The 25684-nt window shown below is 76.0% G+C and carries 22 protein-coding genes; 7 read left to right on the forward strand and 15 right to left on the reverse strand.

The window, feature by feature from the left end; translation table 11 throughout:
• The first annotated feature begins 16 nt into the window (after nt 1-16).
• Both ACIRS1_RS02365 and ACIRS1_RS02370 read left to right on the forward strand, forming a co-directional pair.
• Nucleotides 17-1585 carry an FAD-binding oxidoreductase gene (locus ACIRS1_RS02365; RefSeq protein ID WP_360204919.1) on the forward strand — a complete coding sequence of 523 codons (1569 nt, stop codon included), beginning with the start codon at nt 17-19 and terminating at the stop codon, nt 1583-1585.
• The gene (locus tag ACIRS1_RS02370; protein ID WP_360204916.1) at nt 1582-2490 is read left to right on the forward strand and encodes a diacylglycerol kinase; all 909 of its coding nucleotides are present in this window, start codon (nt 1582-1584) and stop codon (nt 2488-2490) included. The genes ACIRS1_RS02365 and ACIRS1_RS02370 overlap by 4 nt, the downstream gene beginning before the upstream one ends.
• 85 nt (nt 2491-2575) lie before the next feature.
• On the opposite strand, the gene ACIRS1_RS02375 is transcribed toward ACIRS1_RS02370, so the two are convergent.
• Together ACIRS1_RS02375 and ACIRS1_RS02380 are read right to left on the reverse strand one after the other, a co-directional pair.
• Nucleotides 2576-3496: a DUF6891 domain-containing protein gene (locus ACIRS1_RS02375; RefSeq protein WP_360204913.1), complete on the reverse strand. Its 921-nt coding sequence runs from the start codon at nt 3494-3496 to the stop codon at nt 2576-2578.
• Between the two features lie 112 nt (nt 3497-3608).
• Nucleotides 3609-4163 (reverse strand): GNAT family N-acetyltransferase, encoded by a 555-nt coding sequence (locus tag ACIRS1_RS02380; RefSeq protein WP_402836184.1) that lies wholly within the window; start codon nt 4161-4163, stop codon nt 3609-3611.
• 187 nt (nt 4164-4350) lie between these two features.
• Here ACIRS1_RS02380 and ACIRS1_RS02385 point away from each other — a divergent pair, with 187 nt between their 5' ends.
• Entirely contained in the window at nt 4351-4770 is a 420-nt protein-coding gene (locus ACIRS1_RS02385) for a hypothetical protein (protein WP_402836186.1), read from the forward strand.
• Here the strand turns inward: ACIRS1_RS02385 and ACIRS1_RS02390 are convergent.
• Nucleotides 4739-5491 carry a helix-turn-helix transcriptional regulator gene (locus ACIRS1_RS02390; RefSeq protein ID WP_360204904.1) on the reverse strand — a complete coding sequence of 251 codons (753 nt, stop codon included), beginning with the start codon at nt 5489-5491 and terminating at the stop codon, nt 4739-4741. The genes ACIRS1_RS02385 and ACIRS1_RS02390 overlap by 32 nt on opposite strands.
• Before the next feature lie 85 nt (nt 5492-5576).
• Here ACIRS1_RS02390 and ACIRS1_RS02395 point away from each other — a divergent pair, with 85 nt between their 5' ends.
• Nucleotides 5577-6518 (forward strand): LLM class flavin-dependent oxidoreductase, encoded by a 942-nt coding sequence (locus ACIRS1_RS02395; RefSeq protein WP_402836188.1) that lies wholly within the window; start codon nt 5577-5579, stop codon nt 6516-6518.
• A gap of 173 nt (nt 6519-6691) precedes the next feature.
• Here ACIRS1_RS02395 and ACIRS1_RS02400 read toward each other — a convergent pair whose 3' ends face one another.
• From ACIRS1_RS02400 to ACIRS1_RS02425, 6 genes are all read right to left on the reverse strand, one after another.
• A complete protein-coding gene (locus ACIRS1_RS02400; RefSeq protein ID WP_360204899.1) occupies nt 6692-8050 on the reverse strand; it encodes a DUF2252 domain-containing protein in 1359 nt (452 codons plus the stop codon).
• 119 nt (nt 8051-8169) lie between these two features.
• Nucleotides 8170-9747, reverse strand: coding sequence for a multicopper oxidase family protein (locus ACIRS1_RS02405; RefSeq protein WP_402836190.1), 1578 nt, complete (start codon nt 9745-9747; stop codon nt 8170-8172).
• Nucleotides 9744-10214, reverse strand: coding sequence for a hypothetical protein (locus ACIRS1_RS02410; RefSeq protein ID WP_360204894.1), 471 nt, complete (start codon nt 10212-10214; stop codon nt 9744-9746). Before ACIRS1_RS02410 ends, ACIRS1_RS02405 begins: the two co-directional genes overlap by 4 nt.
• A gap of 208 nt (nt 10215-10422) precedes the next feature.
• Nucleotides 10423-11214: an aminotransferase class IV gene (locus tag ACIRS1_RS02415; RefSeq protein ID WP_387896728.1), complete on the reverse strand. Its 792-nt coding sequence runs from the start codon at nt 11212-11214 to the stop codon at nt 10423-10425.
• Complete coding sequence (locus ACIRS1_RS02420; RefSeq protein ID WP_402836193.1) at nt 11207-12142, reverse strand: GNAT family N-acetyltransferase; 936 nt, start codon at nt 12140-12142, stop codon at nt 11207-11209. Before ACIRS1_RS02420 ends, ACIRS1_RS02415 begins: the two co-directional genes overlap by 8 nt.
• A 250-nt stretch (nt 12143-12392) precedes the next feature.
• Nucleotides 12393-13319 (reverse strand): DMT family transporter, encoded by a 927-nt coding sequence (locus ACIRS1_RS02425; protein ID WP_402836195.1) that lies wholly within the window; start codon nt 13317-13319, stop codon nt 12393-12395.
• A 108-nt stretch (nt 13320-13427) separates the two neighbouring features.
• On the opposite strand from ACIRS1_RS02425, the gene ACIRS1_RS02430 reads away from it, so the two are divergent.
• Both ACIRS1_RS02430 and ACIRS1_RS02435 read left to right on the forward strand, forming a co-directional pair.
• The gene (locus tag ACIRS1_RS02430) at nt 13428-14324 is read left to right on the forward strand and encodes a LysR family transcriptional regulator (protein WP_402836197.1); all 897 of its coding nucleotides are present in this window, start codon (nt 13428-13430) and stop codon (nt 14322-14324) included.
• A gap of 257 nt (nt 14325-14581) precedes the next feature.
• A complete protein-coding gene (locus tag ACIRS1_RS02435) occupies nt 14582-15874 on the forward strand; it encodes a carbohydrate-binding protein (protein ID WP_402836199.1) in 1293 nt (430 codons plus the stop codon).
• 163 nt (nt 15875-16037) lie between these two features.
• Here the strand turns inward: ACIRS1_RS02435 and ACIRS1_RS02440 are convergent, their stop codons facing one another.
• The 4 genes from ACIRS1_RS02440 to ACIRS1_RS02455 all read right to left on the reverse strand — a co-directional run bounded on the left by ACIRS1_RS02440 (nt 16038) and on the right by ACIRS1_RS02455 (nt 22976).
• On the reverse strand, nt 16038-18947 hold the full coding sequence (locus ACIRS1_RS02440; protein WP_402836201.1) for a hypothetical protein: 2910 nt from the start codon (nt 18945-18947) through the stop codon (nt 16038-16040).
• Nucleotides 18947-20833 (reverse strand): HSP90 family protein, encoded by a 1887-nt coding sequence (locus ACIRS1_RS02445; RefSeq protein ID WP_402836203.1) that lies wholly within the window; start codon nt 20831-20833, stop codon nt 18947-18949. Before ACIRS1_RS02445 ends, ACIRS1_RS02440 begins: the two co-directional genes overlap by 1 nt.
• Before the next feature lie 52 nt (nt 20834-20885).
• Nucleotides 20886-21899: a hypothetical protein gene (locus ACIRS1_RS02450; protein WP_360222040.1), complete on the reverse strand. Its 1014-nt coding sequence runs from the start codon at nt 21897-21899 to the stop codon at nt 20886-20888.
• 228 nt (nt 21900-22127) lie between these two features.
• The gene (locus ACIRS1_RS02455) at nt 22128-22976 is read right to left on the reverse strand and encodes a hypothetical protein (protein ID WP_402836205.1); all 849 of its coding nucleotides are present in this window, start codon (nt 22974-22976) and stop codon (nt 22128-22130) included.
• 130 nt (nt 22977-23106) lie between these two features.
• Between ACIRS1_RS02455 and ACIRS1_RS02460 the strand changes: the two genes are divergently transcribed.
• Nucleotides 23107-23685: an XRE family transcriptional regulator gene (locus ACIRS1_RS02460; protein WP_360222046.1), complete on the forward strand. Its 579-nt coding sequence runs from the start codon at nt 23107-23109 to the stop codon at nt 23683-23685.
• 37 nt (nt 23686-23722) lie between these two features.
• On the opposite strand, the gene ACIRS1_RS02465 is transcribed toward ACIRS1_RS02460, so the two are convergent.
• Nucleotides 23723-24625 (reverse strand): dihydrodipicolinate synthase family protein, encoded by a 903-nt coding sequence (locus ACIRS1_RS02465; RefSeq protein WP_402836207.1) that lies wholly within the window; start codon nt 24623-24625, stop codon nt 23723-23725.
• A gap of 1 nt (nt 24626) precedes the next feature.
• A complete protein-coding gene (locus ACIRS1_RS02470) occupies nt 24627-25433 on the reverse strand; it encodes an aldolase (RefSeq protein ID WP_402836209.1) in 807 nt (268 codons plus the stop codon).
• Nucleotides 25434-25684 lie beyond the last annotated feature (251 nt).

Here is a 25684-nt window from a genome sequence, read left to right on the forward strand (position 1 = left end):
ACTTCCGCTCCCCCCGATGAAGTGGGACGCCTGGGGCGACCCGGCCCTCGCCAAGGAGCTGTCCGCGGACATCAAGGGGCTGCTCGCCGCCGCCCTCGGCGTCACCGGCGACGCCACCCCCGGACCGGCCGCCGACGAGGTCCTCCTGCGCCCCTCCCGGATCACCCCGGACGACCTCAAGGCCCTCGCCGACGCCGTCGGTGAGGACCACGTCAGCGCCGCCGACGCCGACCGGCTCCCGCGCGCCGGCGGCAAGTCCACCCCCGACCTGCTGCGCCGCCGCAGCCGCGAGCCGCAGGACGCGCCCGACGCCGTCGTGCTGCCCGGCGGCGAGGACGAGATCGCCGCCGTCCTCGCGCTCTGCGCCGAACGCCGCCTCGCCGTCGTCCCCTTCGGCGGCGGCACCAGCGTCGTCGGCGGCCTCGACCCCGAGCGCGGCGGCCACGGCGCCGTCGTCTCCCTCGACCTGCGCCGCCTCGACCGGCTCCTCGACCTCGACGAGACCTCCGGCGAGGCCGTCCTCGGCGCCGGCCTCACCGGCCCCGCCGCCGAGGCCCTGCTCGCCGAACGCGGCTACGAGCTCGGCCACTACCCGCAGAGCTTCCGCTACGCCACCATCGGCGGCTTCGCCGCCACCCGCTCCTCCGGCCAGGACTCCGCCGGGTACGGGCGCTTCGACGAGATGGTCCGCGGCCTGCGCGTCGTCACCCCCGTCGGCGTCCTCGACCTCGGCCGCGCCCCCGCCTCCGCCGCCGGCCCCGACCTGCGCGAGCTCTTCCTCGGCTCCGAGGGCACCCTCGGCGTCATCACCGCCGTCCGCCTGCGCGTCCACCCCCTGCCCGCCGCCAAGGCCTACGAGGCCTGGAGTCTGCCCGACTTCGCCACCGGCACCGCCGCGCTGCGCGCCGTCGAGCAGCAGGGCACCGGCCCGACCGTCATCCGGCTCTCCGACGAGGCCGAGACCATGGTCAACCTCGCCATGACCGAGCAGATCGGCGGCGCCCCCGCCGTCACCGGCTGCCTCGCCGTCACCGTCTTCGAGGGCACCGAGGACCAGGTCGCCACCCGCCACCGGCTCACCCGCGACGCCCTGCTCGCCGCCGGCGCCACCTCCCTCGGCGAGCAGCCCGCCCGCGCCTGGGAGCACGGCCGGTTCAACGCCCCCTACCTGCGGGACTCCCTGCTCGGCGCGGGCGCGCTGTGCGAGACCCTGGAGACCGCCACCGACTGGAGCCGGCTGCCGCAGCTGCGGGCCGCCGTCACCGAGGCGCTCACCGGCGCCCTGCCGGGCGCCCTCGTGCTCTGCCACATCTCGCACGTCTACCCGACCGGCGCCTCGCTCTACTTCACCGTCGTCGCCGCCCTCGGCGAGGACCCGCTCACGCAGTGGGCCGCCGCCAAGCGGGCCGCCGGCGACGCCATCGTCGCCGCCGGGGGCACCATCACCCACCACCACGCCGTCGGCGCCGACCACCGGCCCTGGATGACCGACGAGATCGGCGACCTCGGCGTGCGCATCCTGCGCGCCGTCAAGGCCGAACTCGACCCGGCGGGCATCCTCAACCCCGGCAAGCTGATCCCGTGACCGGCCCGAGAACCGTGCACCGCGTCGCCGTTCTCACCAATCCGGCGGCGGGCGCCGGCCACGCCGCACCCGCCGCCCGGCGGGCCGTCGCCCACCTGAGCGCCCTCGGCCTCCGGGTCGACCGGCACGAGGGCCGCGACCCCGACGACGCCCGCCGCCTGGCCCGCGAGGCCGTCGCCGACGGCGTCGACGCACTGGTCGCCGTCGGCGGCGACGGGATGATCAACCTCGCCCTGCAGGCCGTCGCCGGCACCCCGGTGCCGCTCGGCGTGATACCCGCCGGCACCGGCAACGACCACGCCCGCGCCTACGGCATCCCCCGCGACGACCCCGAGGCCGCCGCGGCCGTCGTCGCCGCGGGCCGGACCAGGACCGTCGACCTCGGCCGGATCACCACCGGCGACGGCACCGCCCGCTGGTTCGGCTCCGTCCTCGCCACCGGCTTCGACTCGCTGGTCAGCGACCGCGCCAACCGGCTCCGGTGGCCGCGCGGGCGGATGCGCTACAACCTGGCCATCCTCGCCGAGTTCGCCAACCTCCGGCCGCTGCCCTTCCGCCTCACCCTCGCCGACGGCACCGTCATCGAACGCGACCTCACCCTCGCCGCCGTCGGCAACACCGGCAGCTACGGCGGCGGCATGCTCATGTGCCCCGCCGCCGTGCCCGACGACGGGCTCCTCGACGTCACCCTGGTCGACGCCATGCCCCGGCTGCGGATCGCCCGCTTCTTCCCCACCCTGTTCAAGGGCACCCACACCACCCGCCCCGAGGTCACCACCCACCGCACCACCGGCCTGCGGATCGACTCCCCCGGCATCACCGCCTACGCCGACGGCGAGTTCATCGCCCCGCTGCCCGTCGACGTGAGCGTCGCCCCGGGCGCCCTGCGGATCCTGGTGCCCTGACGCCCCCGGGCACGCCGGCGGCCCCGGCCGGCGGCGTGCCCCCGGAGCGGCCCCGCGTCGGCCCCGGGCCGGCCCGGGTGGACGCTCAGCCGACCAGACGGCGGCGCCACAGCAGGGGGCGCAGCTCCACCACGCGCGACGCGTCGCCGTTCCAGACCGTCTGCAGGCCGGCGTCGGTGAGGGCGGCGACCACCTCGTGACCGATGGCCGTCGTGGTGAGCGGGGAGGCGTCGAAGCCGCCGTAGTGCAGGGACAGCCCCTCGCCGGCGGCCGCGGCGTCGGTGCCCTGGGCGTCGAAGTAGACGTAGCCGCGGGCGTCCGGCGCGCCGTCCGCGGCGATCTCCTCGTCGGCGCACGTGCGGCAGCAGGTGAAGTCCTCGCGGGCCGTGATGCCGGCCTCCTCCAGGGCCGCGAAGGCCCGGGTGAGGCGCTCCGGGTCGGTCTCGCCGATCCACCCCGTCTGCTCGCCGACGCGCTCCAGCCAGAGCCGGTCGGCCAGCTGCTCGGCCTGGGCCCGGGAGACCGGCCGGCGGTCACCGGAGACCAGGTAGTCCTCGGCGAGTTCGGCGAGGTCGGCACGGGTGGCGTAGCCGCCGGCCAGGGTGAGCCGCAGCCGGTCCAGCAGCAGCCCCAGCTCCCCCGGCGGCAGGTCCAGCGGCGGGACGGGCTCGGGCGCCGGCCCGGTGGCCAGCGGCCGCCAGTCCAGGCCCGCGCCCCAGCCGGGCTCGCCGCGGGACCAGCCCGTCATCGCGGCGACGACCGCCTCCGGCTCGTCCAGCCGGACCCCGAAGTGCCGCTCGGCGGAGCCGTCGCGGTGCTCGAGCTCGTAGTCCCCGCCCTCGGCGTGCCACACCTGGATGTACACGTCGGGCAGGTCCGGTATCCGCTGCACGACGAGGAAGCGGTCCCCGTCCGCGCCGATCCGCCGCACCAGCCGCGCCAGGACCTCCGCGCCCACCCTCCGGTGCCGCGTCCCGTCGTTCTCCTGCACCCCGATCGCCAACATGCAGGTCATGCTGGCACACGCCGACGACGACCGGAGCCCTGCTCAGGCATGGTGACGGTCACGTTCTCGGGCCCGGCACCGGTCACGCTCCCGCCCGGCACCGGTCTCCGGCTCAGGCCCGGTACCCGGCGCGGTCGAGGCGGAAGACCACGTTGGGGCGCAGCGGGCCCTCGGGGGCGTCCGGGTCGTCGAAGTCGACGGCCGGGTCGTGCACCATGCCGAGGCGGCGCATGACGGCCTGGGAGCGGAGGTTGGTGGCGGTGGTGACGGCGAGGACCTCCGGCAGCCCCAGGGTGTCGAAGCCGTGCGCCAGGACGGCGCGGGCCGCCTCCGTCGCGTAGCCGCGGCCCCACGCGGTGCGGGCCAGCCGCCAGCCGATCTCGACGCCGGCGAACGGCAGGCCCTCGTCGACGTCGTCCAGGCCGGCGAAGCCCACGAACTCGCCGCTCTCCCGCACCTCGACGGCGAGCCAGCCGTACCCGCGCCGCTCGATCGCGGCCTCGAACCGGGCCACCGAGGCGTCGGCCTGCTCGCGGGTGAGGACGTCGCCCAGGTGCTCGCGGACCTCGGGGTCGGCGTTCATCGCGGCCCACGGCGCGAGGTCGCTCTCGCGCCAGCGGCGGATCAGCAGGCGTTCGGTGTGCAGTTCGGTGTGCGGTTCGGTCATGCGCCCCAGCCAACGCCACCCGCCCCGACCAGGGCAAGCGCAATTCCCGCGGGCGCACCGGCACACCGGCCCGGGGGCTTCCCCGGCTTTCCCCGGCATTGCGCGGCATTCCCCGGCGGGAATTGTTCCGCGGCAGGGCGGCCCGGAGCATGGGGGTCGTACCGAACGGACGCCAGGAGGCAGGGACATGGGCATCGACGCGCAGGACATCGCCGACCGTTACGCCGCGGTGTGGACGGAGGCGGACCCGCAGCGGCGCCGCGAGGCGATCGCCGCCCTGTGGGCACCGGAGGCCGTGCACCTGCTGCACCCGCCGGTCGAGGTGCGGGAGGCGGCGGCCCGGGTGGGCTTCGACGACCCGGTGCTGGAGGCCCGCGGCCACGCGGAGCTGGAGGTGCGGGTGACACGGGCGTACCAGGAGTTCGTGGCACCCGGGGAGTTCACCTTCCGGGCGCGGAAGGACGCGTTGCGGCTGCGGGACGTGGTCACCTTCGGCTGGGAGATGGCGCCGAGCGCGGGCGGGGAGGCGGTCGGCGGCGGCCTGGAGTTCGTGGTGGTGGGGGCGGACGGCCGGATCACCGCGGACTACCAGTTCCCCGGGCGCTGAGCAGGGCCTCGGTGGTGGCCGGGTCGGTGGGCAGGAAGGCCTCCAGCTTGAGTTCGGCGAGCGTGACGTCCACGGCGGTGGCGAAGGTGGTGACGGTGGTCATCAGGTGGAGCTCGCCGGCGGAGGTGTCCAGCTCCAGGGGGACGGCGAAGCCCAGGTGCTGCTCCCCCGGGTCCGGGTCCGGGACGTAGCCGGACAGTTCGGCGTGCAGCTCACCCAGGTGCCGGGTGCGCTCCAGGATGTGCCGGGCCCAGGTGGGGAAGTTGCGGATCCGCGGGGCGAGGCCGTCGGGGTGGAGGGCGAGCCGGTAGGCGTTGGTGCCCGGGCCGACGAGCCGGGGGTCGGCGTCCTCGGTGAGCAGGTCGAGCGCGGCGTTGGCGGCGACGACGTCGCCGCGCCGGTCCACCACCAGGGCCGGGTACGGGAGGTGGCCGGTCAGGATGTGGTCGATCGCCGCCCGGACCGGGGCCAGCTCCGGCCCGTCCAGGGGCGTCTCCGGGTAGACGGGGGCGAAGCCGGCGGCCAGCAGCAGCTCGTTGCGGTCGCGCAGCGGCAGCTCCAGCGACTCGGCGAGCCGGACGACCATGCCCCGCCCGGGGACGGAACGGCCGGACTCGATGAAGCTGAGGTGGCGCTGGGTGGTGCCGGCGCGGGTGGCGAGGTCCAGCTGGCTGAGGCGGCGGTCGGTGCGGCGCTCGCGCAGGGCCTGGGGGAAGTCCATGCTGCCAGCCAACCCCGGAACGGCCGAAACCGCCATTCCCCGGCGGGAATTGAGCCGATTCTCCGCGGTCGGCAGGATCGGGGCCATGGACATCGGTGTGTTTCTTCCGACCGGCCAGGCCCAGTGGGCGCCCGCCGGAGACCCTCGTGAGCTGACCGGATTCGCCCGCCGGGCCGAGGAGCTCGGCTTCGCCTCGCTCTTCGTCAACGACTCGCTGCTCACCCCTCGGATCGAGCCGCTCACCATGCTGGCGGCCCTCGCCCCGGTGACGGAGCGGATCGGGCTGGGCACCGGGGCACTGCTGCCGGTGCTGCGCCGCCCCGTCCAGGCCGCCCAGACCCTGGCCTCGGTCGACCTGCTGTCCGGCGGCCGGCTGACGGTCGCGGTCGGGGCGGGCTTCCCGGGCCGGTTCGGGCGGCCGTTGCACGAACTGTCGCAGGTGCCGTGGGAGCGGCGGTTCGCCCGGCTGGACGAGACGGTGGCGCTCTGGCGGGCGCTGTGGAGCGGGGCGACGGAGTTCCGCGGCGAGTTCCACGACTTCGCCGAACTCCCGCCCGCGACGGCCCCGTTCCGCCCGGGCGGGCCGCCGCTGTGGCTCGGCGGCGCGACCCCGGCCGCACTGGCCCGCACCGGCCGCGACTACGACGGCTGGCTGCCGTATCCGCCCGACCCCCGGGCCTACGCCACCGGGCTGGGCGCGGTGCGGGAGGCCGCCCGGGAGGCGGGGCGGGACCCGGGGGCGGTGACGCCGGCGCTGTTCGTCAACGTCCGGATCGACCGCGACGCGGCGGCGGCGCGCGAGGTGATGGACGCCTACGCGCTGGCCAACTACGGCCTGCCGCTGGCGGAGGTGGAGCGGATCCAGGCCGTCGCGCTGGGGACGCCCGAGGAGGTGGCCGCCGTCCTCGACCGGTACGCCGCCGCGGGCGCCCGGCACGTGGTGGCCCGGCTGGGCGCCATGGACCTGGCCGGGCAGGCCGAGCAGCTGGAACGCCTGGCCGCGCTCACCCTGCCGGGGGTGCGGTGACCGGGCCGACGCACGCGGCGACCGGGCGAGGTCGCGCGGCGACCGGGCTGGCGTACGCGGTCACCGCGGCCCGGGGCCGCGGTGACCCGCCGGGAGCCCGTACCGGTCCGCCGGGGCCGCCGGGGCCGCACGGAACCGCCCGGGCGGGTGGCGGACCACCCGCCCGGGCGCCCTCACACGCCCCGGGTGGCCTTGACCCGGCCGGCGTCGATCGCGGCGACCAGTTGGGCGTGGTCCAGCGCCGTCTGGTCGGCGTACTGCAGGGAGAAGTCGGCGATCGCCTCGGCGAAGGTGTCGGCGCCGCCGAGGTACCCGGCGATGGCGAGGCGGTCCCCGGTGCGGGCGTGGGCGCGGGCGAGGGTGCGGCCGCAGAGGTCCGCGTAGTCGCGCAGACCGTGCACGGTCATCTCGGCGACCTCGACGGAGCCCTTCATGTCGCGCAGCTGGCGGCCGTAGAAGTGGCGGCCGGCCGGGCCGGTGGTCCAGCCGAGGAAGATGTCGCTGGCGGCCTGCATGAGGTGCTGGCCGGTGACGACGCGGCGGCCGCCGTGGTGGGCGGCGACCTCGGCGTCGACCCTGGTGGTCGGCAGCTGGGACTCCAGCACCGACCGGCCGGCCTCCTTGATCTGCAGGAACAGCGGGTCCCGGGTGTCCCGGCCCTCCAGCAGGACGATGAAGCACCGGGTGCCGACGCTGCCGACGCCGACGACCTTCATCGCCGCGTCGACGAAGCGGTAGCGGTCCAGGAGGACCCTGCGGTCCTCGGCGAGGGTGGCCCGGTAGTCGCTGAACACCCGCCCGACGCCGCGCAGTTCGTCCTTCTTCAGGGGTTCGATCAGGGGCGGCGCGCTGATGATGCGCCGGCGGCCGTCCCGCACCTCGGTGAGCTTCTCGAAGGCCTGCAGGCTGGTTCGCCGGCGGGCGTGGGCGATCCCGGCCTCGAAGCGCTTGCGCTGCTTGGGCGTGCGCAGCAGCGGCAGCAGGTCCTCGGTGTCGATCCGGGCGTACCAGACGTCGAGTTCGCCGAGCCCGGCGAGCCGGCGCATCGCGGTGGCGTAGCCGAGGGCGGCGGCGCGGGCGGCGCGGCGGGCCCGTTCGTCGTCCTGCCCGTTGTCGCGGGCGGCGACGGCGACGCTGGCGGCGAGGCGTTTGACGTCCCACTCGAAGGGGCCGGGGTAGGTCTCGTCGAAGTCGTTGACGTCGAAGAGCAGCGCGCGCTCCGGGGAGGCGTACACGCCGAAGTTCAACAGGTGGGCGTCGCCGCAGAGTTGCACGGTGAGCTCGGTGTTCGGGACGGCGGCGAGGTCGGCCGCCATGACGGCGGCGGCACCGCGCAGGTAGGTGAACGGGGTCTCGACCATCCGCCCGTAGCGGATGGGCAGCAGCCGGGCGACCCGGTCGGCCGCCTGCTCCTGGAGCACGGTGACCGGATCGGGGCGGTCCGCCGCGGGGATCCACCGCCCGTGGGCGGAGCGGGAGACGCGCTGGCGGGCGGTCCGGCCGGCGCGGCGGCGTTCGGCGGGGGTGGTCATGCGCGGCTCCTCGGTCGGCCGGAAGGCGAAGGTGCGCCTTCTCGCGACGCTAGGGCAGGAGTGCCGGGGGCCGCACCGCACGCACCCCCGGCACTGCGCCGTCCGGATGAGAGCCGGGCTCACCCCACCGTGAAGTCCGCCATCATCGCCATGTCCTCGTGCTCCAGGTTGTGGCAGTGCAGCATGTACGTCCCCGCGTAGTCGGTGAATCGCACCAGGACCTCGACCCCCTCGGCCGGACGCAGGTCGACGGTGTCCTTCCAGCCCGCGTCGTACGCGCCCGGCGCCCCGCCGTTGCGGCCGATCACCTGGAAGTGGTTCAGGTGGACGTGGACGGGGTGGTGCAGGTCGCTGGTGAAGCGCCACCGTTCGACGCTGCCGAGCGCGGGCCGGGCGAGGTCGCGGCCCGGCTGGTACGCGTCGCCGTTGATGGTCCAGCCGAGGCCTCGGCTGCGGCGGAAGGCGAAGTCCCGGGTGGTGACGGCGGCGGAGGCGTCCAGCTCCTCGACGGTGGAGAGCCGGTCGGGCACCGTCGAGTCGTCGGCGACCTGCCGGGAGGAGACGTCGAAGCACATCACCTCCGCGGTGCGGCCGCTGCCGAAGCGGTTGAGCAGCCGCACCCGGGTGCCGGGGGCGTAGCGGGAGAAGTCGACGACGAGGTCGAAGCGCTCGGCGGGAGCGATCTCCAGAGCGTCGTGGGCGACCGGGGCGGCCAGCAGGCCGCCGTCGGAGCCGATCTGGACCAGGGCGTCGCCCCCGGAGGGCTGCGGGTCCAGTTCGAGCCGGTACTGGCGCGTGTTGGAGGCGTTGAGCACCCGCAGCCGGTAGCGGGCGCGGTCGACGTCGAGCCGGGGCCAGGGGGCACCGTTGACCAGGATGACGTCCCCGAGGACGCCGTTCATGTAGTCGTCGGTGACGCCGGGCACCGCCAGCGCGGCGTCGGTCGAGGGGTACCGGAAGGAGCCGTCGGCGGCGAAGGAGCGGTCGGCGAGCATCAGCGGGAGGTCGCGGTCGCCGCGCGGCAGCGGCAGGGCGGCCTCCTCGTCGTCGTGGACGAGGTGGAAGCCGGCCAGTCCGCGCCAGACGCCGGGCCCGGTGAAGCCCATCCGGTGGTCGTGGTACCAGAGGGTGGCGGCGCGCTGGAGGCCCGGATAGGTGTGGGTGCGCTCGCCGGTGACGCTGCGTCCGCCGCCGTGCTCCATCCCCGCCATTCCCGGCATCCCCGCCATGCCCTGGGCGGCGGCTCCGGTGGAGCCGACCGGCAGCAGCAGGTCGGTGGGGTAGCCGTCGCTGTCGGCCGGGGTGTGCCCGCCGTGCAGGTGGAGCACGGACGGCACCGGCAGCTCGTTGCGGTGCCGGACCACCGCGGCCCGGCCGGAGCGGGTGACCACCGTCGGCCCGGGGAAGCTGCCGTTGTACGTCCAGGCCTCGGTCCGCACCCCGGGCAGGATCTCCAGCCGGGCGACCTGCTGGGTGACCTCGTAGTAGTCGGAGGTCGCGTCGCTGCGCACCGGCTGGAGCACCGCGGGCACCGGCAGCGGGACGCGGAAGGCCTCCGGCAGGTCGAGTTGGCTGGCGAGCAGCCGGCCGGGGCGGCCCTCGGCGAACAGCCGGGCGGCGGACGGGACGGCCACGGCGGCCAGCGCGCCCGCACCGAGCACGGAGGCGCCGATGCCGAGGAACCGGCGGCGGTTCACTTGGACACCTCCACCGGCCCGCCGGGACGCGGCAGCCGCCCGCTGCCGTCCGGCCCGGGCAGCGCGCCGGCCGGGGCGGGCAGCGGCAGCCGCCAGGCGCCGACCAGGCCGAACAGGACGGCGCTGACCAGCAGGACGCCCAGCGTGACGTGCACGCCGATCGCCCGCGCGTAGCCCGCGGTGATCTGGCCGGTGACGGCGACGACGAGCACGGCGGTGGTCCACAGCGGCCAGAGCGGGCCGCGGCCGGGCCGGCGCACCAGCGCGGCCGCCGCCAGTTGGAGGACGGCCACGGTGGCGAGCGTCATCGCGTTGCCCTCGTGGTCCTTGAGCGACTCGTAGGTGCCGTTGAGGAAACTGCCGGCCAGCATGGCCTGGAGCAGCGCCAGGAGTGCCAGGGTGGTCGCGGTGATGCGCAGCAGGATCAGCGGCCAGCGGGGTGCCGGGGCCGCGGGAGGACTGCTCATGTCGGGCTACTCTCTGCTTCGGCGGGTCGGTCGGGGCGGGCGAGAGCGTAGCTGATCCGACATCACGATTAGCGCCAATAAAGGGCCTTGGGCTCGACAGCCACCCCATTGCGCCTGCCGGGACGCCGTTTGTCACCCGTACGAGCGAGCCCTTCGTGCACCGGTCGATCCGCCCGGGAGCCCGCCGCCCGCCCCGGGGCACCGCCGTTCACACCTCGTCGGCGGGGACGGCCTCGTAGGCGGCGCGCAGCTCGGCCAGGACGGCGTCACCGGGGTCGAGCGCGGTGCCGTCGATCGCCGCGACCGGCCGGACGCCGACGCCCGCGTTCACCGCGAACGCGGCCCGGAACCCGGCCAACCCGGCGGCGTCCACCGGCTCGTGGGACTGCGGCCCGTCGTACGCACCCGCCAGCAGCGCCGCCGTCACGCCGGGCAGGCTGGGGCCCTGCGGCCAGACCAGCCGGCGGCCGTCCAGCAGACCGAGGTTCCAGGTGGCGCCCTCCGTCACCAGGCCGCTGTCCGGATCGACCAGCAACGCGTCGTCGAAGCCGTCGAGTTGGGCGCTGCGCCGCTGGTGGACCAGACCGAACAGGCCGACGTGCTTCACCTGCGGCAGCTCCCGGCGGTAGGCCACCGTCCGGACCCGCAGCGGGGCGGGCACGGCGGCCGCGGCCGGGCGGGTGGTGACCAGCAGCCGGGGCACGGCCGGGCCGGCCGGGCGCTCCAGGCCGAGCTCCGGGTCGTACACCGTCACCCGGACCGTCACCGGTGCGCCGTCGGCGGGCAGCACCGCCCGGATCCGCTCGCGCACCGCCGCCCGGTCCAGGCCTGCGGCGAACAGCGTCCGGCAGTCCCGGACCAGCCGGTCCAGGTGCAGCGCCAGCCCCCTGGCCCTGCCCTCCGCCACGCGCAGGGTGGTGAAGTGCCCGTAGTTGAGCAACCCCAGCGCGGCCAGCCGCGCCGGGTCGGCGGGCCCGCCGTCGATCTCGATCTCAGCCATCCCCCGAGTCTGCCAGCCGGGCGGCCGCCACCGCCGGGCGGTACGGGCTGACCACCCGGCGGCCGGCCGCCCGGGCCGACTGCTCGACGTGCTCGATCCGGTACGCCAGGCCCTCCGGCTCCCCGGCGTCCGACCAGCGCCACGCCTCCGCCCACCACTGCGGCCCGCGCACCAGCGGCCGGCCCGCCAGCGCCAGGTGCAGGGCCAGCGTGGAACGCGCGTAGCCGTGCACCCAGCCGTCGGCGGAGCGGTACTCGGGCGTCTCGTCCAGCCGCAGCCAGTCGCCCTCGTGGCCGGCGGCGAGCATCGGCACCCAGCCGCGCACCCGGTCGGACACCAGCAGGTGCAGCCAGCCGGCCTCCTCCCGCACCTGGTAGCGCGGCAGCCGGGGCACCCGGGCGAGGGTCAGCGAGTGCTTCCAGCCGACCACCCAGAGCCCGCGGCGCAGGTAGTAGCGGACGGCGTGCTGCCAGGTCCAGTGCGCCTCCAGCCGGAAGCCGGGCAGGCCCTCGACGGTGGCCGCCGCGTACACCTCGTCCAGCACCCCGGCGGCCAGCCCCCGGCCGCGCGCGCCGGGGCGCAGGTAGAGGGAGGAGAGGGCGAGCTGGCCCGACCCCCTGGTCCAGTTGTCGACGGCCACCGTGCCGGCCACCGCGCCGCCCCTGTCGAGCACCCAGTAGCGGCGCCGGTACAGCTCACCGCCGGGCCACTCCCGGCCGCTCTCGCCGAGCGCCTCGCGCCACCGCCGCTCGGCGTCGGGCGCCAGGGCGTCCGGATCCACCCGCTCACCCAGCTCGCCCTCCACCACGGACGCCAAGTCCCAGCGCGCGAACCGCCGTTCGTCCCCCTCGGCGGCCGCCCGCAGCAGCGGACCCGCCGCCAGCCGGTCCTGCGCCCGCTCCACCGCCGCATCCCACGACCTCACCACGGCGGCCACCCTAGCGGGGCGATGGGGACTTTCCGTAATCCACCGGACACCGAACGTCAGGCCGGGCGCCCGCCCCGCCCCCGCGGAGCCCGGCTGGATGGCGGGGAAACCCGACCGCGGGACTCGACCCGGCCCTGCCGACCGCGCGGACGTGCGGCGATGCCATGGAACCGGCCAGCCGGGACCGGCCGGGGGAGAGCGCGGCCCGGACGGCCACCGGCCGCTGCGCCCCCGCGCTCATCCAGTCGCTCTAGCCGACCGGGTGACGGCCCTTCGGGGCCGCTTCCGGGAGCGGGCCGGCGACGGGCGGACGCGGGCGGGTGAGGGCGACGGCCGCGACCACCAGGGCGCCGCCGGCGAGCGCGTTCCAGCCGACCGGCTCGGCGAGCAGGACGGCGCCGAGGGCAGTCGACCACAGCGGCATGACGTAGGTGACGGCCGAGGCCACCCCGGTGCCCGCGGTGCGGACCAGGCCGAAGTTGAGCAGGTACGCCAGGCCGGTGCCCACCGCGCCCAGGACCAGCAGGGCGCCGGCCCCGCCCGCACCCGGCCAGTGCGGGGCGCCCGCGGCGAGCGGCGCGATGACCGCCGACTCCGCGGTCGCACAGGTGATCTGGACGGCGGAGAGGGTGACCACGGACTCCGGACGGCCGGACAGGAAGCGGCGCAGGTAGGCGAAGCCGGCGCCGTAGCAGCAGGTCGCGGCCAGACAGGCCAGGCCGCCGACGGCCTCGCCGGAGCCGATGCCGCGCCAGACCCCCAGCACCGTGAGCACGCCGGCGAAGCCCACGGCGAGGCCGCACAGCCGGCGCACGCCGGGGCGGCGCTCCTGCGGGACCACCAGCACCGCGAACAGCAGTGTGAACAGCGGGGTGGTCGCGTTCAGCACTCCGGCGAGCACCGAGCTCACCCTGGTCTCCCCGAACGAGAACAGGGTGAACGGCACGCTGTTGAGCAGCACCGCGACCACCGCCGAGTGCCCCCAGAGCGCGCGGTCGCGCGGGGCGCCCCCGCGGCGCAGCAGGAGGATCGCCCAGAGCGTGGCCGCACCGAGGGCGCAGCGCCAGAACGCCACCCAGACCGGCGGCACCCCCGCCTCCACCGCCACCTTGATCAGCGCGAAGCTCGCGCCCCAGATCGCCGACAGCGCCACGAAGCCCGGCAACCAGCGCCGCACCCCGACCACCTCCCCCTCGTCCCGTCCGGCATCCGCCTGGACACAGGGTGGCCGGGCGGCGGAGCATGAGTCCAACAAGTCGCGGTGCCCCACGGATGAGGAAGTCTCATGGCTCCGGAGGTCAACCTGGCCCAGCTGAGGGCCCTGGTCGCGGTCGCCGACACCGGCGGGTTCGGTGCGGCCGCGGACGAACTGGGCATCAGCCAGTCCGCCGTCTCGCACGCCGTGGCCGCGCTGGAGCGGGTGCTCGGCGCACCCGTCCTGCTGCGCGGCACCCCGGCCCGGCCCACCCCGCTGGGCGAGCAGGTCCTCCCGCACGCCCGGACGGCCGTCGCGTCCGCCGCCGCCGTCCGGGCCGTCGCCACCCGGCACTCCGGCGGCCTCACCGGCACCGTCCGGCTCGCCGCACCGACCACCGTCTGCCAGACGCTGCTGCCCGGGCTGCTCCGCGACTGGAAGGCCGCCCACCCGCAGGTCACCGTCCGGGTCTTCGAGGGCGAGGACGCCGAGCTGGCCACCTGGCTGGCGGCCGGCACCGTCGACGCCGCGGTCCTGGTCGACGCCGGCCCGCCCCCGCCCGGGGCGGTCGCGCTCGGCGCGGACTCGATGCACGCGCTGCTGCGCCGCGACCACCCGCTCGCCGGGCAACGGAGCATCCACGTCGCCGAGTTGGAGGACGACGACTTCCTGCTCTCGGAGGGCGGCTGCGAGCGCCACATCCGCGAGTCGTACCGCCGGGCCGGCACCCGGTTCACGCCCCGGCACCGGATCCGCGACCTCAACACGCTGATCGGCATGGTGCACGCGGGCGTCGGGGTCTCCGTGATGCCCGCGCTGGCGCTCACCATGGTGCCGGCCGACTGCGTGCTGGTACCGATCCGGCCCGCCGTCCACCGCACGCTCACCCTCACCGGCCCGGCCGGCCGGCCGTGGTCCCCGGCCGTCACCGGACTGCTGGCCGCGGTGCGGGCGGGGGCGGGCGCAGGGGTCGGGGCCGGGGCCTAGGCGGGGTCCGAGTGGAGCCGGGGCCGCCCGGCCGGCCCTGACCCGCCCCAGTCCTCACGGCCCGGTCCTCACCGCCGCCCGGGCGGGGCCGACGGCTTGACCTCTTTGGGGTTGACCGGCCTTCCTCGACAGGTCTATACCAGTGACAGCCATCGGCAACCACCCCGCGCCGAAGGACCGTTGGGCCTGCGCGCCACCCCCACTCCGGCGCGAGCAGGCCCTCCCCCCACCGCCGTCCCCGCCTGGAAAGGCCTCCGATGGAACGCGCACTCCCCCCACACCCCGCCACCCGGAACCCGAACCCCCCGGGCCGCCGCCGTCCGCGCCGGGTCGCCGTCGCCGTGGCCGGCGTGCTCGGCCTGGTCGCCGGCGGGGCCGCCGCACTGGCCGGCACCGGCTCGGCCGCCGCCGACACCGTCGCCGGCCTCGGCAGCAACTGGTACGCCTCGGCGCCCTACCTGATGCCCGAGGACAACAGCCCGCCGGACGCCGCGGCGGTGATGGACGCCACCGGGCAGAAGGCCTTCCAGCTGGCGTTCATCCTGGCCCAGGGCAACGGCTGTTCCCCGGCCTGGGGCGGCACCTCCTCGATCGACACCGACACCACCATGCCCGGCGTCATCCAGACCGTCCGGGCCAAGGGCGGCGACGTCTCGGTCTCCGTCGGCGGGTACGGCGGCACCAAGCTCGGCCAGGTCTGCGGCACCCCGGAGGCCACCGCCGCCGGCTACCAGAAGGTGATCACCAAGTACCAGCTGAAGGCGATCGACTTCGACCTGGAGGAGCCGGAGTACGAGAACACCGCGGCGATCCACAACGAGATCGGCGCGGCGCGCATCCTCCAGCAGAACAACCCCGGCCTGTACGTCTCGATCACCACCGCCGGGACGAACGCGGGCACCGGCTGGTTCGGCACCCAGATGCTGAACGAGGCCAAGTCCCAGGGGTTCACACCGGACAACTACTCGATCATGCCGTTCGACGGCGGGTTCAACGGCGCGGCCGCCCAGACCGACGCGCTGGTGAAGTTCAACCAGATCCTGCAGACCACCTTCGGCTGGTCCGAGGCCACCGCGTACGCCCACGAGGGCGTGTCGATGATGAACGGCCGCACCGACGCCGCCGAGTACTTCCGGCAGGCGGACTTCCAGGCCGTGCTGGACTTCGCCACCGCCCACCACCTCGCCCGGTACACCTACTGGTCGGTCAACCGGGACCGCCAGTGCCCGGGCACCGTCGACCCGGGGCTGTCCGGCTCCTGCTCCAGCGTGGTCCAGAACGACTGGGACTTCACCAAGTACACCGTGAAGTTCGCCGGGGCGACCCCGCCGACCACCCCGCCCACCACTCCGCCGACCACTCCGCCCAGCTCGCCGCCGCCCACCTCGGGGACCTGCACCGACCCGGCGTGGAGCGCGAGCACCACGTACACCTCGGGCAACAAGGTCTCGTACAACGGCCACAAGTACCACGCGAAGTGGTGGACCCTCAACGAGGTGCCGAGCGCCAGCGGCCAGTGGGGCGTCTGGGGCGACGACGGACCCTGCTGACGGCACGCCGGCCCCCTCGGCCGGGGCTGAGGCTGAGGCTGAGGCTGAGGCTGAGGCCGGGGTTGCGGCCGAGCCGGGGCCGGGGGCGGCGGGGTTGCGGCCGGGGCCGGGGCACGCACGCCCCGGCCCCGGCCGGTTCACGCACCCGGCCCACGCCTCCGGCTCACTCCCTCGCGGCGAGCCGCTCCCGCAGATCGGCCAGCACCCCCGCCGCCTCCGGCCGCCCGGCGGCCTCGCAGCGGGCGATGCCCGCCGTCAGCCGGGCCACGGCCGCCTTCGTCCGGCCGAGGTCGGTGCCCTCGACCAGCGCGGCGAGCCGCAGGGCCTCCGCCCGCGGCGCCCCGTACTGCTCCCCTCCGTCGTCGTACCGGGCGATCGCCTTCTCGGCCTCGGCCACCGATTCCTCGTAACGCTCGCCGACGGCCAGGCAGCGCGCCCGCTCGTAGTGCGAACCGCCCTGCAGGAACGGGGCGTCGTACTCCAGCCCGGCCCGCTCGGCGGCCGCCCCGACGGCGTCCGCCTCGGCCAGCCTGGCGAGCGCCTCCGGCAGGCCGTCGGGGCCCTCGGCGCGCATCGTCAGCATCGCGAACTCCCTGAGGGTGGCCGCCAGTTGGTCCACCCGCGGAGCCCGTCCGTGGGCCTCCGCCGCGCGGTCCAGGGCGGCCTTCGCGGCCTCCCGGCGACCGGCCCTGGCCAGCGCCAGCGAGGCCTCGCAGGCCACCATCGTGTGGGTGTCCTGGTCCTCCCAGCCGGCCACGGCGTCCGCCAGCCGCAGGTACTCCTCGGCCGCCTCGCGGTCCTCGTCCAGGTCGGCCAGGCCCCGGGCGAGGTCCAGCCGGGCCTGCGCCAGCAGCCGCACGTCCAGCTCGGCGGCGGCCGCGTCCAGGAGCACCGACTCCAGCACCGCGACGGCGTCGGCCGTGCGGTCCGCGGCCCGCAGCACGTCCGCGAGCTGCAGCCGCACCCGGGCGGCCTCCTCCGCGCCCTCCCGGCCCTTGCGGTCGAAGCGCGCCGCGGCCTCGGTGAGCGCCCGGACGGCACCGCCGCGGTCGTCGAGCAGCATGCAGGCGTGACCGAGCATCATGTACGTGGGTGCGAACGGGTAGCCGCCCTCGCCCCAGCGGACCGCCTCGGCGAGCGCCCGGTGGAACACCTCGACGGCCTCCGCCGGCTCCCCGTCCTGGAGCAGCACCTGGCCGAGCAGTCCGAGCACCCGCGGCGTCTGCCAGGGCAGCTCGGCCGCGTCCAACTGCGCCAGCACCTCGCGCAGTTCGGCCGCCGCCTCGGCCATCCGGCCCTGCCGGGCGGCCGCGTCGGCGCGGTACTGGCGGGAGGTGGCCGCCCGGCGGGCGGAGCCCAGGGCGACGGCCGCGCCGTGGTAGCCGTCGGCCGCCGCCTCGAACCGCCCGAGCACCCCGGCCGGCGGCTCGGGCAGCGCCGAGATCAGGTCGTGATGGGCCGCGTACGCGCGGACCTGCAGCACGATCAGGTAGTCGTCGTCGGTCATCGCGCCGCCCGCGGCCCGCAGCTCCTCCGCCGCGCGCAGCACCTCGTCCAGGGCCGGCCAGTCGGCCACCGCACCCTCGACGTCGCCGAGCTCCGCGATCAGCGCACGGCCCCGGACCATCAGCGCCTGGCCGGGCAGCCCGGCCTCCTCGAACAGTGCGGCGGCCGCCACCAGACCGGCCCGGCCCTCGGCGTACTCGTCCCGCTCCAGTGAACGGTGGGCCCGCTGCTCGGCGAGTTCGGCGCGCAGCCGCGCGGCGCCGCCGTCCCCGGAGCCCTCCGGGAGCTCGAAACCGTCGGCGGTGAAGCGCTCCTCGATCCGCAGCCAGAGCCGCTCCGCGTCCGGGTGCCCGACCAGCTCCAGCTCCCGGGCGCGCACCACCAGGGCGGTGAAGTCCTCCGGCTCCGGCTCGACCGGCCGGCGCGGCGCGGGCGCCGGGGCGGCGGCCAGTTCGGGCGCGGCGGCGGCGCGCACGCCGAGGGCGAGCGGCTCGGCCAGCAGCGGCTCGCGGGCCAGCCTGGCCCGCCGGTCGGCGCCGACCGCGCCGGTGCCGTTGCGGGCGTCGAAGCGGTCGGCCAGCGCCCCGGCCTCGGCGCGCAGGTGCGCGAGCAGGGTGTCCACCGTCCAGCCGGTGCCCGGCGGACCGCTGACCGCGAGCGCCCCGTGCCCGGCCCGGGACAGCCCGGCGATCAGCACCTCGGCGCCGGTCAGGAAGGAGAGCCGGGCGGACTGGTCCCCCGTGACCGCGAAGAGGTCGCGGTTCTCGGCCAGGATCTCCAGGCCGCGCGGCTCGTTGCCGGACAGCGCGCAGAACTCCAGGTGCCGGCCGACGGCGTGCAGCATCGCGGCCTTGCCGCGCGCGTAGCGGTAGCCGGTCAGGTGGCAGGAGCGGGCCTCGTCCAGCCGGCCCAGACGCAGCAGCGGCAGCAGGGCGGCGGCCTGGCTCAGGTAGGGCTCCTGCTCGCAGGAGCTGCTGCCGTCGAGGACGGGCCCCAGGGCCTCCAGCGCCCGGGCGTCGTCACCGGCCTCGGCGAAGTGCTCGGCCCTGGCCCTCGTCTCGCAGGCGTGGCAGTCGCTCAGCTCGGTGCGCGGGCGCGCCGTCCACAGCTCGTAGGCGTCCTGACGGCCCTCGCCGGTCTGCGCGGCCAGGTGGTAGCGCTGCGCGTAGTACGGCTGGAGGTCGAAGCCGGCCGCCCGGTAGCGGTCGCGCAGTTCGGCGTGCCAGCGGTGCACCGCCGCCAGCGGCACCTCCGGGGTGTCCAGCAGGGCGCCGGCCACCCACTTGAAGCGCCAGAACACCTGGTGCCGGGCCCATTCACCGAAGCCGTCCGGGTCGGTGTCCCAGAGCTTCAGCACCCGGGCGAAGACCACCGGGGTCTTGCTGCGCTCGCCGTCGTACTCGTAGGCCTCCATCAGCTCCAGCAGGGCCATCGAGTGCACCCCGGTGTCCTCGAACTGCTCCGCCGCGTCGACGAGTTCCTCGGCCACCACGGTCCGCTGCCGGCCGTACGGACGGGCGTCGTTCTCGCGCAGCGCGGCCATCACCGCGTCGGGGGTGTCCAGCATCACGCCTCCTTCGGGTCGGTGACGTCCGGGCCGGCCGACTCGTGGCCGAGCATGGCGTGGTCCAGCAGGCTGATGAACGAGCGGTTGAGCAGGGCGCTCTCGCTCGCCTTCAGCGGGCGGCGGGTCATCAGCACGGCCTGCCCGTACAGCGCCTCGACGGCGGTGACGGCCAGCTCCCGGTCGGTGACCGTCGCGGCGCGGCGCACCAGCGGGTTGAGGTGGTTGAGCACCAGCTGGGCGCGCGGCGCCTCGGCGCGCAGCGAGCCGAGGATGTCCGCCCACAGGCCGTCGGCCTCGTCGGCGAGCTGGGCGCGGGTGCGCTCGTGCCGGGCCTCCCGGTTGTCCAGCAGCAGCGCGGGCGCGCTGGTCGGGTGGAAGCTGCGCAGCGCGACGTCGCAGTCGAAGCGGCCGACCACCTCGCGGGCGATGGTCAGGAAGGCCCCGGCGGCGAGCTCGGCGGCCGGGTCGACGGAGTCCAGGTGCGCGGTGACGGTGCCCGGGTCGAGGTCGGCGACCGAGACGCCGGGGCGGATCTCGGGCAGCCGGTGCACCAAGTCCCGGTCGTAGGTGTAGCCGCCGTTGACCACGCCGAGGCCGGCCGCGCCGGCGATCGGGGCGACCTGGCGGAACTCCTCGACGGTGCGGGTCACCAGCACCACCGGGTGACTGCGGGTGAACTCGTCCAGGGTGACGTTGCCGTCCGTGGTCTCGAACGGCAGCCACGGCAGCATCATCCGCAGCAGCTCGTCGTCGTAGCGGGCGAGCTCCTTGACCGCCAGGTGGTGCACCGAGAGGAAGCGGTGGAGCAGCGCCGGGTCGCTCGCGGACAGGCCGGTCAGCCAGTCGCGGATCCGCACGCCCAGCGCGTCGCGGACGGCGGCCAGCGTCTCGTCCGCGTACAGGCCCTCGCGGGAGGCCGTGGGGCGCAGGCCGTCGGTGTCCACCACGCAGCGGACGAAGAACGCCCAGTCCGGCAGCAGTTCGTCGGCCTGGTCGGAGAGCAGCATGCCCTTGAGGTGCACCCGGTGGCCGGAGCGGCGCGAGGGCGGGGCGGCGTCCGGCAGGACGTACGCGACGCCGCGCAGGCCGACCAGCGGGAGGTCCAGGTCGATGGTGTCGAGCGGGGTGAAGTCGAAGGTGCCGCGGCAGTAGGCGGTCAGGGCGTCGCGCCGGGCGAGCGGCGAGCCGTGCCGCTCGGCCCACGGCGGGGTGCGGTTCACCCGGTGCTCGGTGCCGTTCGCGTCCACCACCGTCACGTCGTGGCGCAGCAGGCTGCCGAAGTCCCGCGCCAGCGCCAGCACCCGGCCCGGACCCGTCCACTCGGCGGCGTCGGCGCGCGGGGAGAGCGTGACGGTGGTGCCGGGCTCCGGGCGGGCCGAGTCGGGCAGGGTGCGGATGGTGTAGCGGCCGTCGGAGCCGCCGCGCCACTCGATCACCGGCGCGTCCGGGCGGGCGGCGGAGCGGGTGACGACGGTGATCTCGTCGGCGACCACGAAGCAGGCGAGCAGACCGATGCCGAACTGGCCGATGAAGTCGCCGCGGGCCCGGGCCAGCCCGGCGCCGTCCAGCCGGCCCTCGGCGTCGCGCTTGGAGCTGCGGCCGATGGTGGCGAGGAAGGTGTGGACGTCGGCCTCGGTCAGGCCGATGCCGGTGTCGGTGATGCTCAGCTCGTCGTCGGCGCGCACGGTGATCCGGGCGGGCGCGTCCCGGTCCAGCGCGCGGCGGGCGGAGATCGCGTCCACCGCGTTCTGCAGCAGCTCGCGCAGGTACACCCGCGGGCTGGAGTAGAGGTGGTGGGAGAGGAGGTCCACCAGGCCGCGCAGGTCCACCTGGAAGGTGTGCGCGCTCGTCGGGTGCTCGGAGGCCGGGTTCTCGGAAGGGGACACCGCAGGCTCTTTCGATCGCGGGGCGGGTGACGGGGTTCGGGCGGGGGCGGCGTCAGGACGCGCAGCGGTCCCGGTGGGAGCGGAAGGCCTTGACCGGATCGCCGGACAGGTAGTGCCAGGGCGCCTCGGTGACCATGCCGTCGAGCGCGTCGAACAGCAGCCGCGCCGTCCTGCGCTGGTCGGCCAGCGAGAAGACCATCGCGAAGGTGTTGAAGGGGCCCTGCCAGCCGCGGACCGGGACGAAGTCCGGGTGCAGCACCGACCGGAAGGCGGCCTCCTGAAGCTCGGCCACCACCTCGGGGCTCGCCAGGTAGGCGCGGTCCTCGCCGTCCGGGAGGTCCAGCCAGCGCTCGAGGTGCGCCAGCGCGACCAGCTCGCCGAGCTGGCTGCCCTCGGGCGCGGCGAGCATCGAGGAGCGGGCGAAGGCGTGCATCTCCTCGTGCGAGCCGCCCCACTTGGCGCACAGCTGCTGCAGGCGCTGGCGGTGCGAGGCCGGGTGCCCGGGGACCCGGCGCACCGCGGCCTCGAACCGGCAGGTGGCGGCCTCCGGCGGCAGCGAAGCGCCGCGCGCGCTGATCTGCAGGTAGAACCAGGGGGCCAGCCAGGACGGCTCGCGCTCGGCGACCTCCAGCAGCTGCTCCTCGGCCACCTCCAGCCGCTCGTGGAAGACCCGCCACTGGTCCTCGGACACCTGCTTGGCCCGGGCCCCGGTGCGGGCCTCCCAGGCCCAGGTCACGTGCCGGGCGCCGGACAGCAGCAGGGCGAGGGTGTCCTCCGGCCGCTCGGCCAGGGCCCGGGCCGTCCACTCCTCGACCCCGGGCACGTCGGCGATCGCGCCGACGACCCCGCTCAGCTCCGCGCCGTCGAGGCCGGCCAGCGCCGGGCCGAGGGCCGCCCAGTCCCCGGCGCGGGCCTGGCCGAGCATCAGGCGGACGGACTCGTCCCCCAGGGCCGGGTCCAGCCGCGGTGCGGCGGCGGAGGGCTCGGCGGCGCGCCGCCCGAACCCGAACCACCCGGCCCGGTCCTGACCGGTCTCCCCGCCGGAGCGGCGTCGGAACAGCGCCATGTACGGCCCCCCTGGAACATCGTCGGCATCTTTCGCATGGCCGCGCGGCGACCACCCCAGAGGAGTAGATATCACGGCCGACCGACATCCGTTTCCCCAGCCCAGGGGCCCGGCGGGGAGGGCGGCGCGGCGGGCGGCGGGCGGCGCGGGGCGGCCGGCGCGGGACAGCCGTGCCGTCAGGCCGTCAAGACCTCCGGGGCCGCCGGGGCCGCCCGGACCGACGTCCCGTCAGCCCACGCCGAGGCCGGCGTCGGGGGTTGCGCCCGCCTGCGCCTGCTCGATCCGCTTGACCAGCATGGCGGCGAAGCGCCGGGTGGCGGCCAGGTCGACCGGCCCGCCCTCGGTGGTCACGCTGGCGACGACGGTGCCCGACCGCACCACGATGCCGATGCCCTCGCCGTCGGCCAGCTGGCCCTGGAAGGCCTGGCTCTCGCTGCCCAGCACCTGGGTGTCGACCTTGCGGAACGGCCCGGCGGTGTACGAGGCGTAGGACTCCTTCAGCCGGTTCCTGGCGGCGTCCCGGCTGGGCAGGGTGTCGACGAAGAAGCGGGCGACGACGTCCCCCGAGGAGAACCGGACCGAGCCGCTGAGCGGCTTGCCGGTGCAGGGCGCCGCGGCGGTGCAGGTGGTGGCGTGGTCGGCGGTGTCGACCTTCCGCTTCTCCTCCTCCCAGCCGGTCATCGCCTTGGCGTCGGGCAGCACCCGGCCGACGATCCGGTCGTCCAGCAGCACCGCGTCCAGGTCCTGACCGGGCGTCGCCGCGGCCGGCGGCGGCACGGGCGCCCCGCCGCTGCCGCCCGGTGCGGGGGCCGAGGCCGCCGAGGACGGCCCGGCGGCCGGCGCCGAGGCCGCGCCGGGAGCCGCGGGCGACGCCGCCCCGGAGGCGTCGGCCGCCGGGGAGGCGGACGCCGCACCCGTGGCCGGGCTCGCCGCCGGAGCCGTCCCCGACGCCTGGGCGGCCGTCCCCGACGCGCCCTTCGCGGTGTCCGATCCGCCCGAGGAGCACCCGGTGAGCGCACCCACCAGCACCCCGGCCGCCACCGCCGCGGCGGCCATCCGCCGACCACCCATCCCCATCGCCCGCTCCCTCCGGCTGTCCGTGACCCCTCAAGATAGCCGCAGGTCCGGCCGCCCCCGCGGCCAGGGCCCGCAAGGCGTCCGGGCCCGATGGGATAATGGGCCGATCTTCCGGACCGAGGGGTAGCGCATGGCCAGCCGACTGAGGGCGCTGAGGACGCAGAACCGGCTCAGCCTGGAGGCCCTGGCGGCGCAGGTGGGGGTGACGAAGAGCTACCTCTCCAAGGTGGAACGCGGGATCAGCGACCCGTCGATCTCCACGGCGCTGAAGCTGGCGAACGCCCTGGGGGTGGACGTCGGCCGACTGTTCTCCGACGAGGTCGAGCCCGAGCTGGTCACCGTGGTGCGGGCCGGCGAGCGCACCCCGCTGACGACCGGCGAGGCCGGCCGCGGGGCCCCCCGGTACGAGGGGATCGCGACCGGCCTGGCCGGCAAGCGGATGGCGCCGTTCGTGATGTACCCGCCGACCGGCCGGGCCGCGGCGCCGTTCAAGTCGCACGCGGGCGAGGAGTTCCTCTTCGTCCACGCGGGCACGGCCGAGCTGGAGTTCCCGGAGCGGACGGTGCCGCTCGGCCCGGGCGACAGCGTCTACTTCAACGCGGCCGTGCCGCACCGCTGCCGCAGCACCGGGGACGAGCCCGCGGTGGTGCTGGTGGTGATCCACGACGAGCCCGCGGAGCCCGGGGACCGCGTCCCACCGCTGCCCTAGGGTCACCCTCGGGGCCGTGTCCGCGGGGACGGCCCGGTCAGACCACCCGGCCGGCGTCCACCGCGGCCAGCAGGCCGGCCAGTTCGGCCGTCCGTTCGGCGTCCAGCGGCAGCAGCGGCGGCCGGGGGCCGCCGGCGTCGAAGCCGCGCAGCGCGAGCCCGGCCTTGACGGTGGTCGGCAGGCCGCCCCGGACGATGAACTGCAGGACGCCGAGCTGCCGCCGGAACACCTCGGCCGCGCCGGCGAGGTCCCCGGCCCGGACCGCCCGGTGCAGGGCCAGCGTCTCCTCCGGGATCAGGCAGGGCGCCGCGGTGCACCAGCCGGCCGCGCCGGCGGTGAGGGCCGCGAAGGCGAGCGGGTTGCTCCCGTTGTAGAAGGGCAGCTCGCCGCCGGTGAGGTGGTGCAGCCGGTGCATCCGGCCCAGGTCTCCGGTGCTCTCCTTGACCATGGTGATGTTCTCCACGCCCTCCACCAGGGAGACCATCAGCTCCGGGCCGAGGTCGACGCCGGCGGTGGCCGGGTTGTTGTAGACCATCACCTCGATCCCGACGGCACCGGCGACCTCCGTGTAGTGCCGGACGATCTCGCGCTCGTCGAGCCGCCAGTACGACAGCGGCAGCACCATCACCGCGCTCGCCCCGGCCCGCTCGGCCAGCCGCGCCCGCCGCACCGCGCCCCGGGTGGTGAGCTCGGCGACGCCGACGACCGTCGGCACCCGCCCGGCCACCGCGGAGACCGCGGTCTCGGCGGCCGTGCGCCACTCGGCCTCCTCCAGGTAGGCGCTCTCGCCGGTCGAGCCGAGCGGGGCGACGGCGTGCACGCCGCTCGCCACCAGGCGCTCGACGAGCGCGGCCAGCCGGTCGGCGTCGACCCGCTCGCCGTCCGGGGTGAAGGGGGTGACCGGGTAGGCGACCACACCGTCCAGGTTCAACGCCGACATCTCAGGAACCGTCCTCTCCGGTGGCGGACAGCGCGTCGCGGTGGCCGGCCCGCAGGGCGCGGCGGGCGTAGTAGGCGAAGGTGGCCTGGCCGCGCTTGGGGGTGGAGATCCAGTCGTGGGCCTCCTGGGCGAGCAGCTCGGGGATCTCCTGGATCCGCCCGGCGGCGGAGGCCAGCAGCTGGAGCCTGGCGGCCCGCTCGAAGAGCAGGGCGAGGGTGCAGGACTCCTCGATGCTCCCGGTGGCGACCAGCTGGCCGTGGTGCGCGAGCAGCAGCGCCCGCTTGTCCCCGAGGGCGGCCGAGATCAGCTCGCCCTCCTCGTTGCCGACCGGGATGCCGGGCCACTTCTCCAGGAACGCGCAGTCGTCGTACAGCGGGCACATGTCCATGTGCGAGACGACGAGCGGGGTCTCCAGCATGGACAGCGCGGAGATGTGCAGCGGGTGGGTGTGGATGATGCAGGTGACGTCCGGGCGGGCCCGGTAGACCCAGCTGTGGAAGCGGTTGGCCGGGTTGGCCATGCCGTCGCCCTCCAGGACGTCGAGGTCCTCGTCGACGAGCAGCAGGTTGGACTCGGTGATCTCGTCGAATCCGAGGCCGAGGCGCTGGGTGTAGTAGGTGCCGGGCCGCTCGGCCCGGCAGGTGATCTGCCCGGCCAGACCGGAGTCGTGGCCGGCGTCGAACAGGATCCGGCAGGTCAGCGCGAGCTTCTGCCGCGCCGTCCAGCCGGTGTCGGGTATCGCCTCCCGCATCCGCCGGTGGGCGAGGTCGACGAGGGCCGTCTTGTCGGTGGTGAACGTGTCCGCCATGTGCGCGGGTCCTCCCTCTCGGTCAGAACACTTCGTTCACCATAGGACACATCGTGTCCTGCTGTCGACGGTGCGGCCCCGACGGGTCCGCGCGGGAGGGCCGGGGAGGCCCCGGAGGGGCCGGGCCGCCCGGGAGGCCGGGGCGCCGGGGAGGCCCCGGGAACGCCGGAAGGCGGCGGGGGGGGGGGCCCGGGGGGGGGCGCCCCCCCCGCCGGAAGGGGGCACACACCAGCCCGGGGCAGCGCACGTCG

It is taken from the genome of Kitasatospora sp. NPDC101176 (assembly GCF_044768035.1).
Classification (GTDB): domain Bacteria; phylum Actinomycetota; class Actinomycetes; order Streptomycetales; family Streptomycetaceae; genus Kitasatospora.

Excerpts from the sequence above, each read along its gene's own strand:
- ACIRS1_RS02450 (WP_360222040.1), bottom strand. The coding sequence starts at position 21,899 with ATGGCGCTGTTCCGACGCCGCTCCGGCGGGGAGACCGGTCAGGACCGG.
- ACIRS1_RS02365 (WP_360204919.1), top strand. The coding sequence starts at position 17 with ATGAAGTGGGACGCCTGGGGCGACCCGGCCCTCGCCAAGGAGCTGTCC.
- ACIRS1_RS02460 (WP_360222046.1), top strand. The coding sequence starts at position 23,107 with ATGGCCAGCCGACTGAGGGCGCTGAGGACGCAGAACCGGCTCAGCCTG.
- ACIRS1_RS02395 (WP_402836188.1), top strand. The coding sequence starts at position 5,577 with ATGGACATCGGTGTGTTTCTTCCGACCGGCCAGGCCCAGTGGGCGCCC.
- ACIRS1_RS02390 (WP_360204904.1), bottom strand. The coding sequence starts at position 5,491 with ATGGACTTCCCCCAGGCCCTGCGCGAGCGCCGCACCGACCGCCGCCTC.
- ACIRS1_RS02380 (WP_402836184.1), bottom strand. The coding sequence starts at position 4,163 with ATGACCGAACCGCACACCGAACTGCACACCGAACGCCTGCTGATCCGC.
- ACIRS1_RS02410 (WP_360204894.1), bottom strand. The coding sequence starts at position 10,214 with ATGAGCAGTCCTCCCGCGGCCCCGGCACCCCGCTGGCCGCTGATCCTG.
- ACIRS1_RS02385 (WP_402836186.1), top strand. The coding sequence starts at position 4,351 with ATGGGCATCGACGCGCAGGACATCGCCGACCGTTACGCCGCGGTGTGG.
- ACIRS1_RS02375 (WP_360204913.1), bottom strand. The coding sequence starts at position 3,496 with ATGTTGGCGATCGGGGTGCAGGAGAACGACGGGACGCGGCACCGGAGG.
- ACIRS1_RS02430 (WP_402836197.1), top strand. The coding sequence starts at position 13,428 with ATGGCTCCGGAGGTCAACCTGGCCCAGCTGAGGGCCCTGGTCGCGGTC.
- ACIRS1_RS02440 (WP_402836201.1), bottom strand. The coding sequence starts at position 18,947 with ATGCTGGACACCCCCGACGCGGTGATGGCCGCGCTGCGCGAGAACGAC.
- ACIRS1_RS02465 (WP_402836207.1), bottom strand. The coding sequence starts at position 24,625 with ATGTCGGCGTTGAACCTGGACGGTGTGGTCGCCTACCCGGTCACCCCC.
- ACIRS1_RS02470 (WP_402836209.1), bottom strand. The coding sequence starts at position 25,433 with ATGGCGGACACGTTCACCACCGACAAGACGGCCCTCGTCGACCTCGCC.
- ACIRS1_RS02455 (WP_402836205.1), bottom strand. The coding sequence starts at position 22,976 with ATGGGGATGGGTGGTCGGCGGATGGCCGCCGCGGCGGTGGCGGCCGGG.
- ACIRS1_RS02400 (WP_360204899.1), bottom strand. The coding sequence starts at position 8,050 with ATGACCACCCCCGCCGAACGCCGCCGCGCCGGCCGGACCGCCCGCCAG.
- ACIRS1_RS02415 (WP_387896728.1), bottom strand. The coding sequence starts at position 11,214 with ATGGCTGAGATCGAGATCGACGGCGGGCCCGCCGACCCGGCGCGGCTG.
- ACIRS1_RS02435 (WP_402836199.1), top strand. The coding sequence starts at position 14,582 with ATGGAACGCGCACTCCCCCCACACCCCGCCACCCGGAACCCGAACCCC.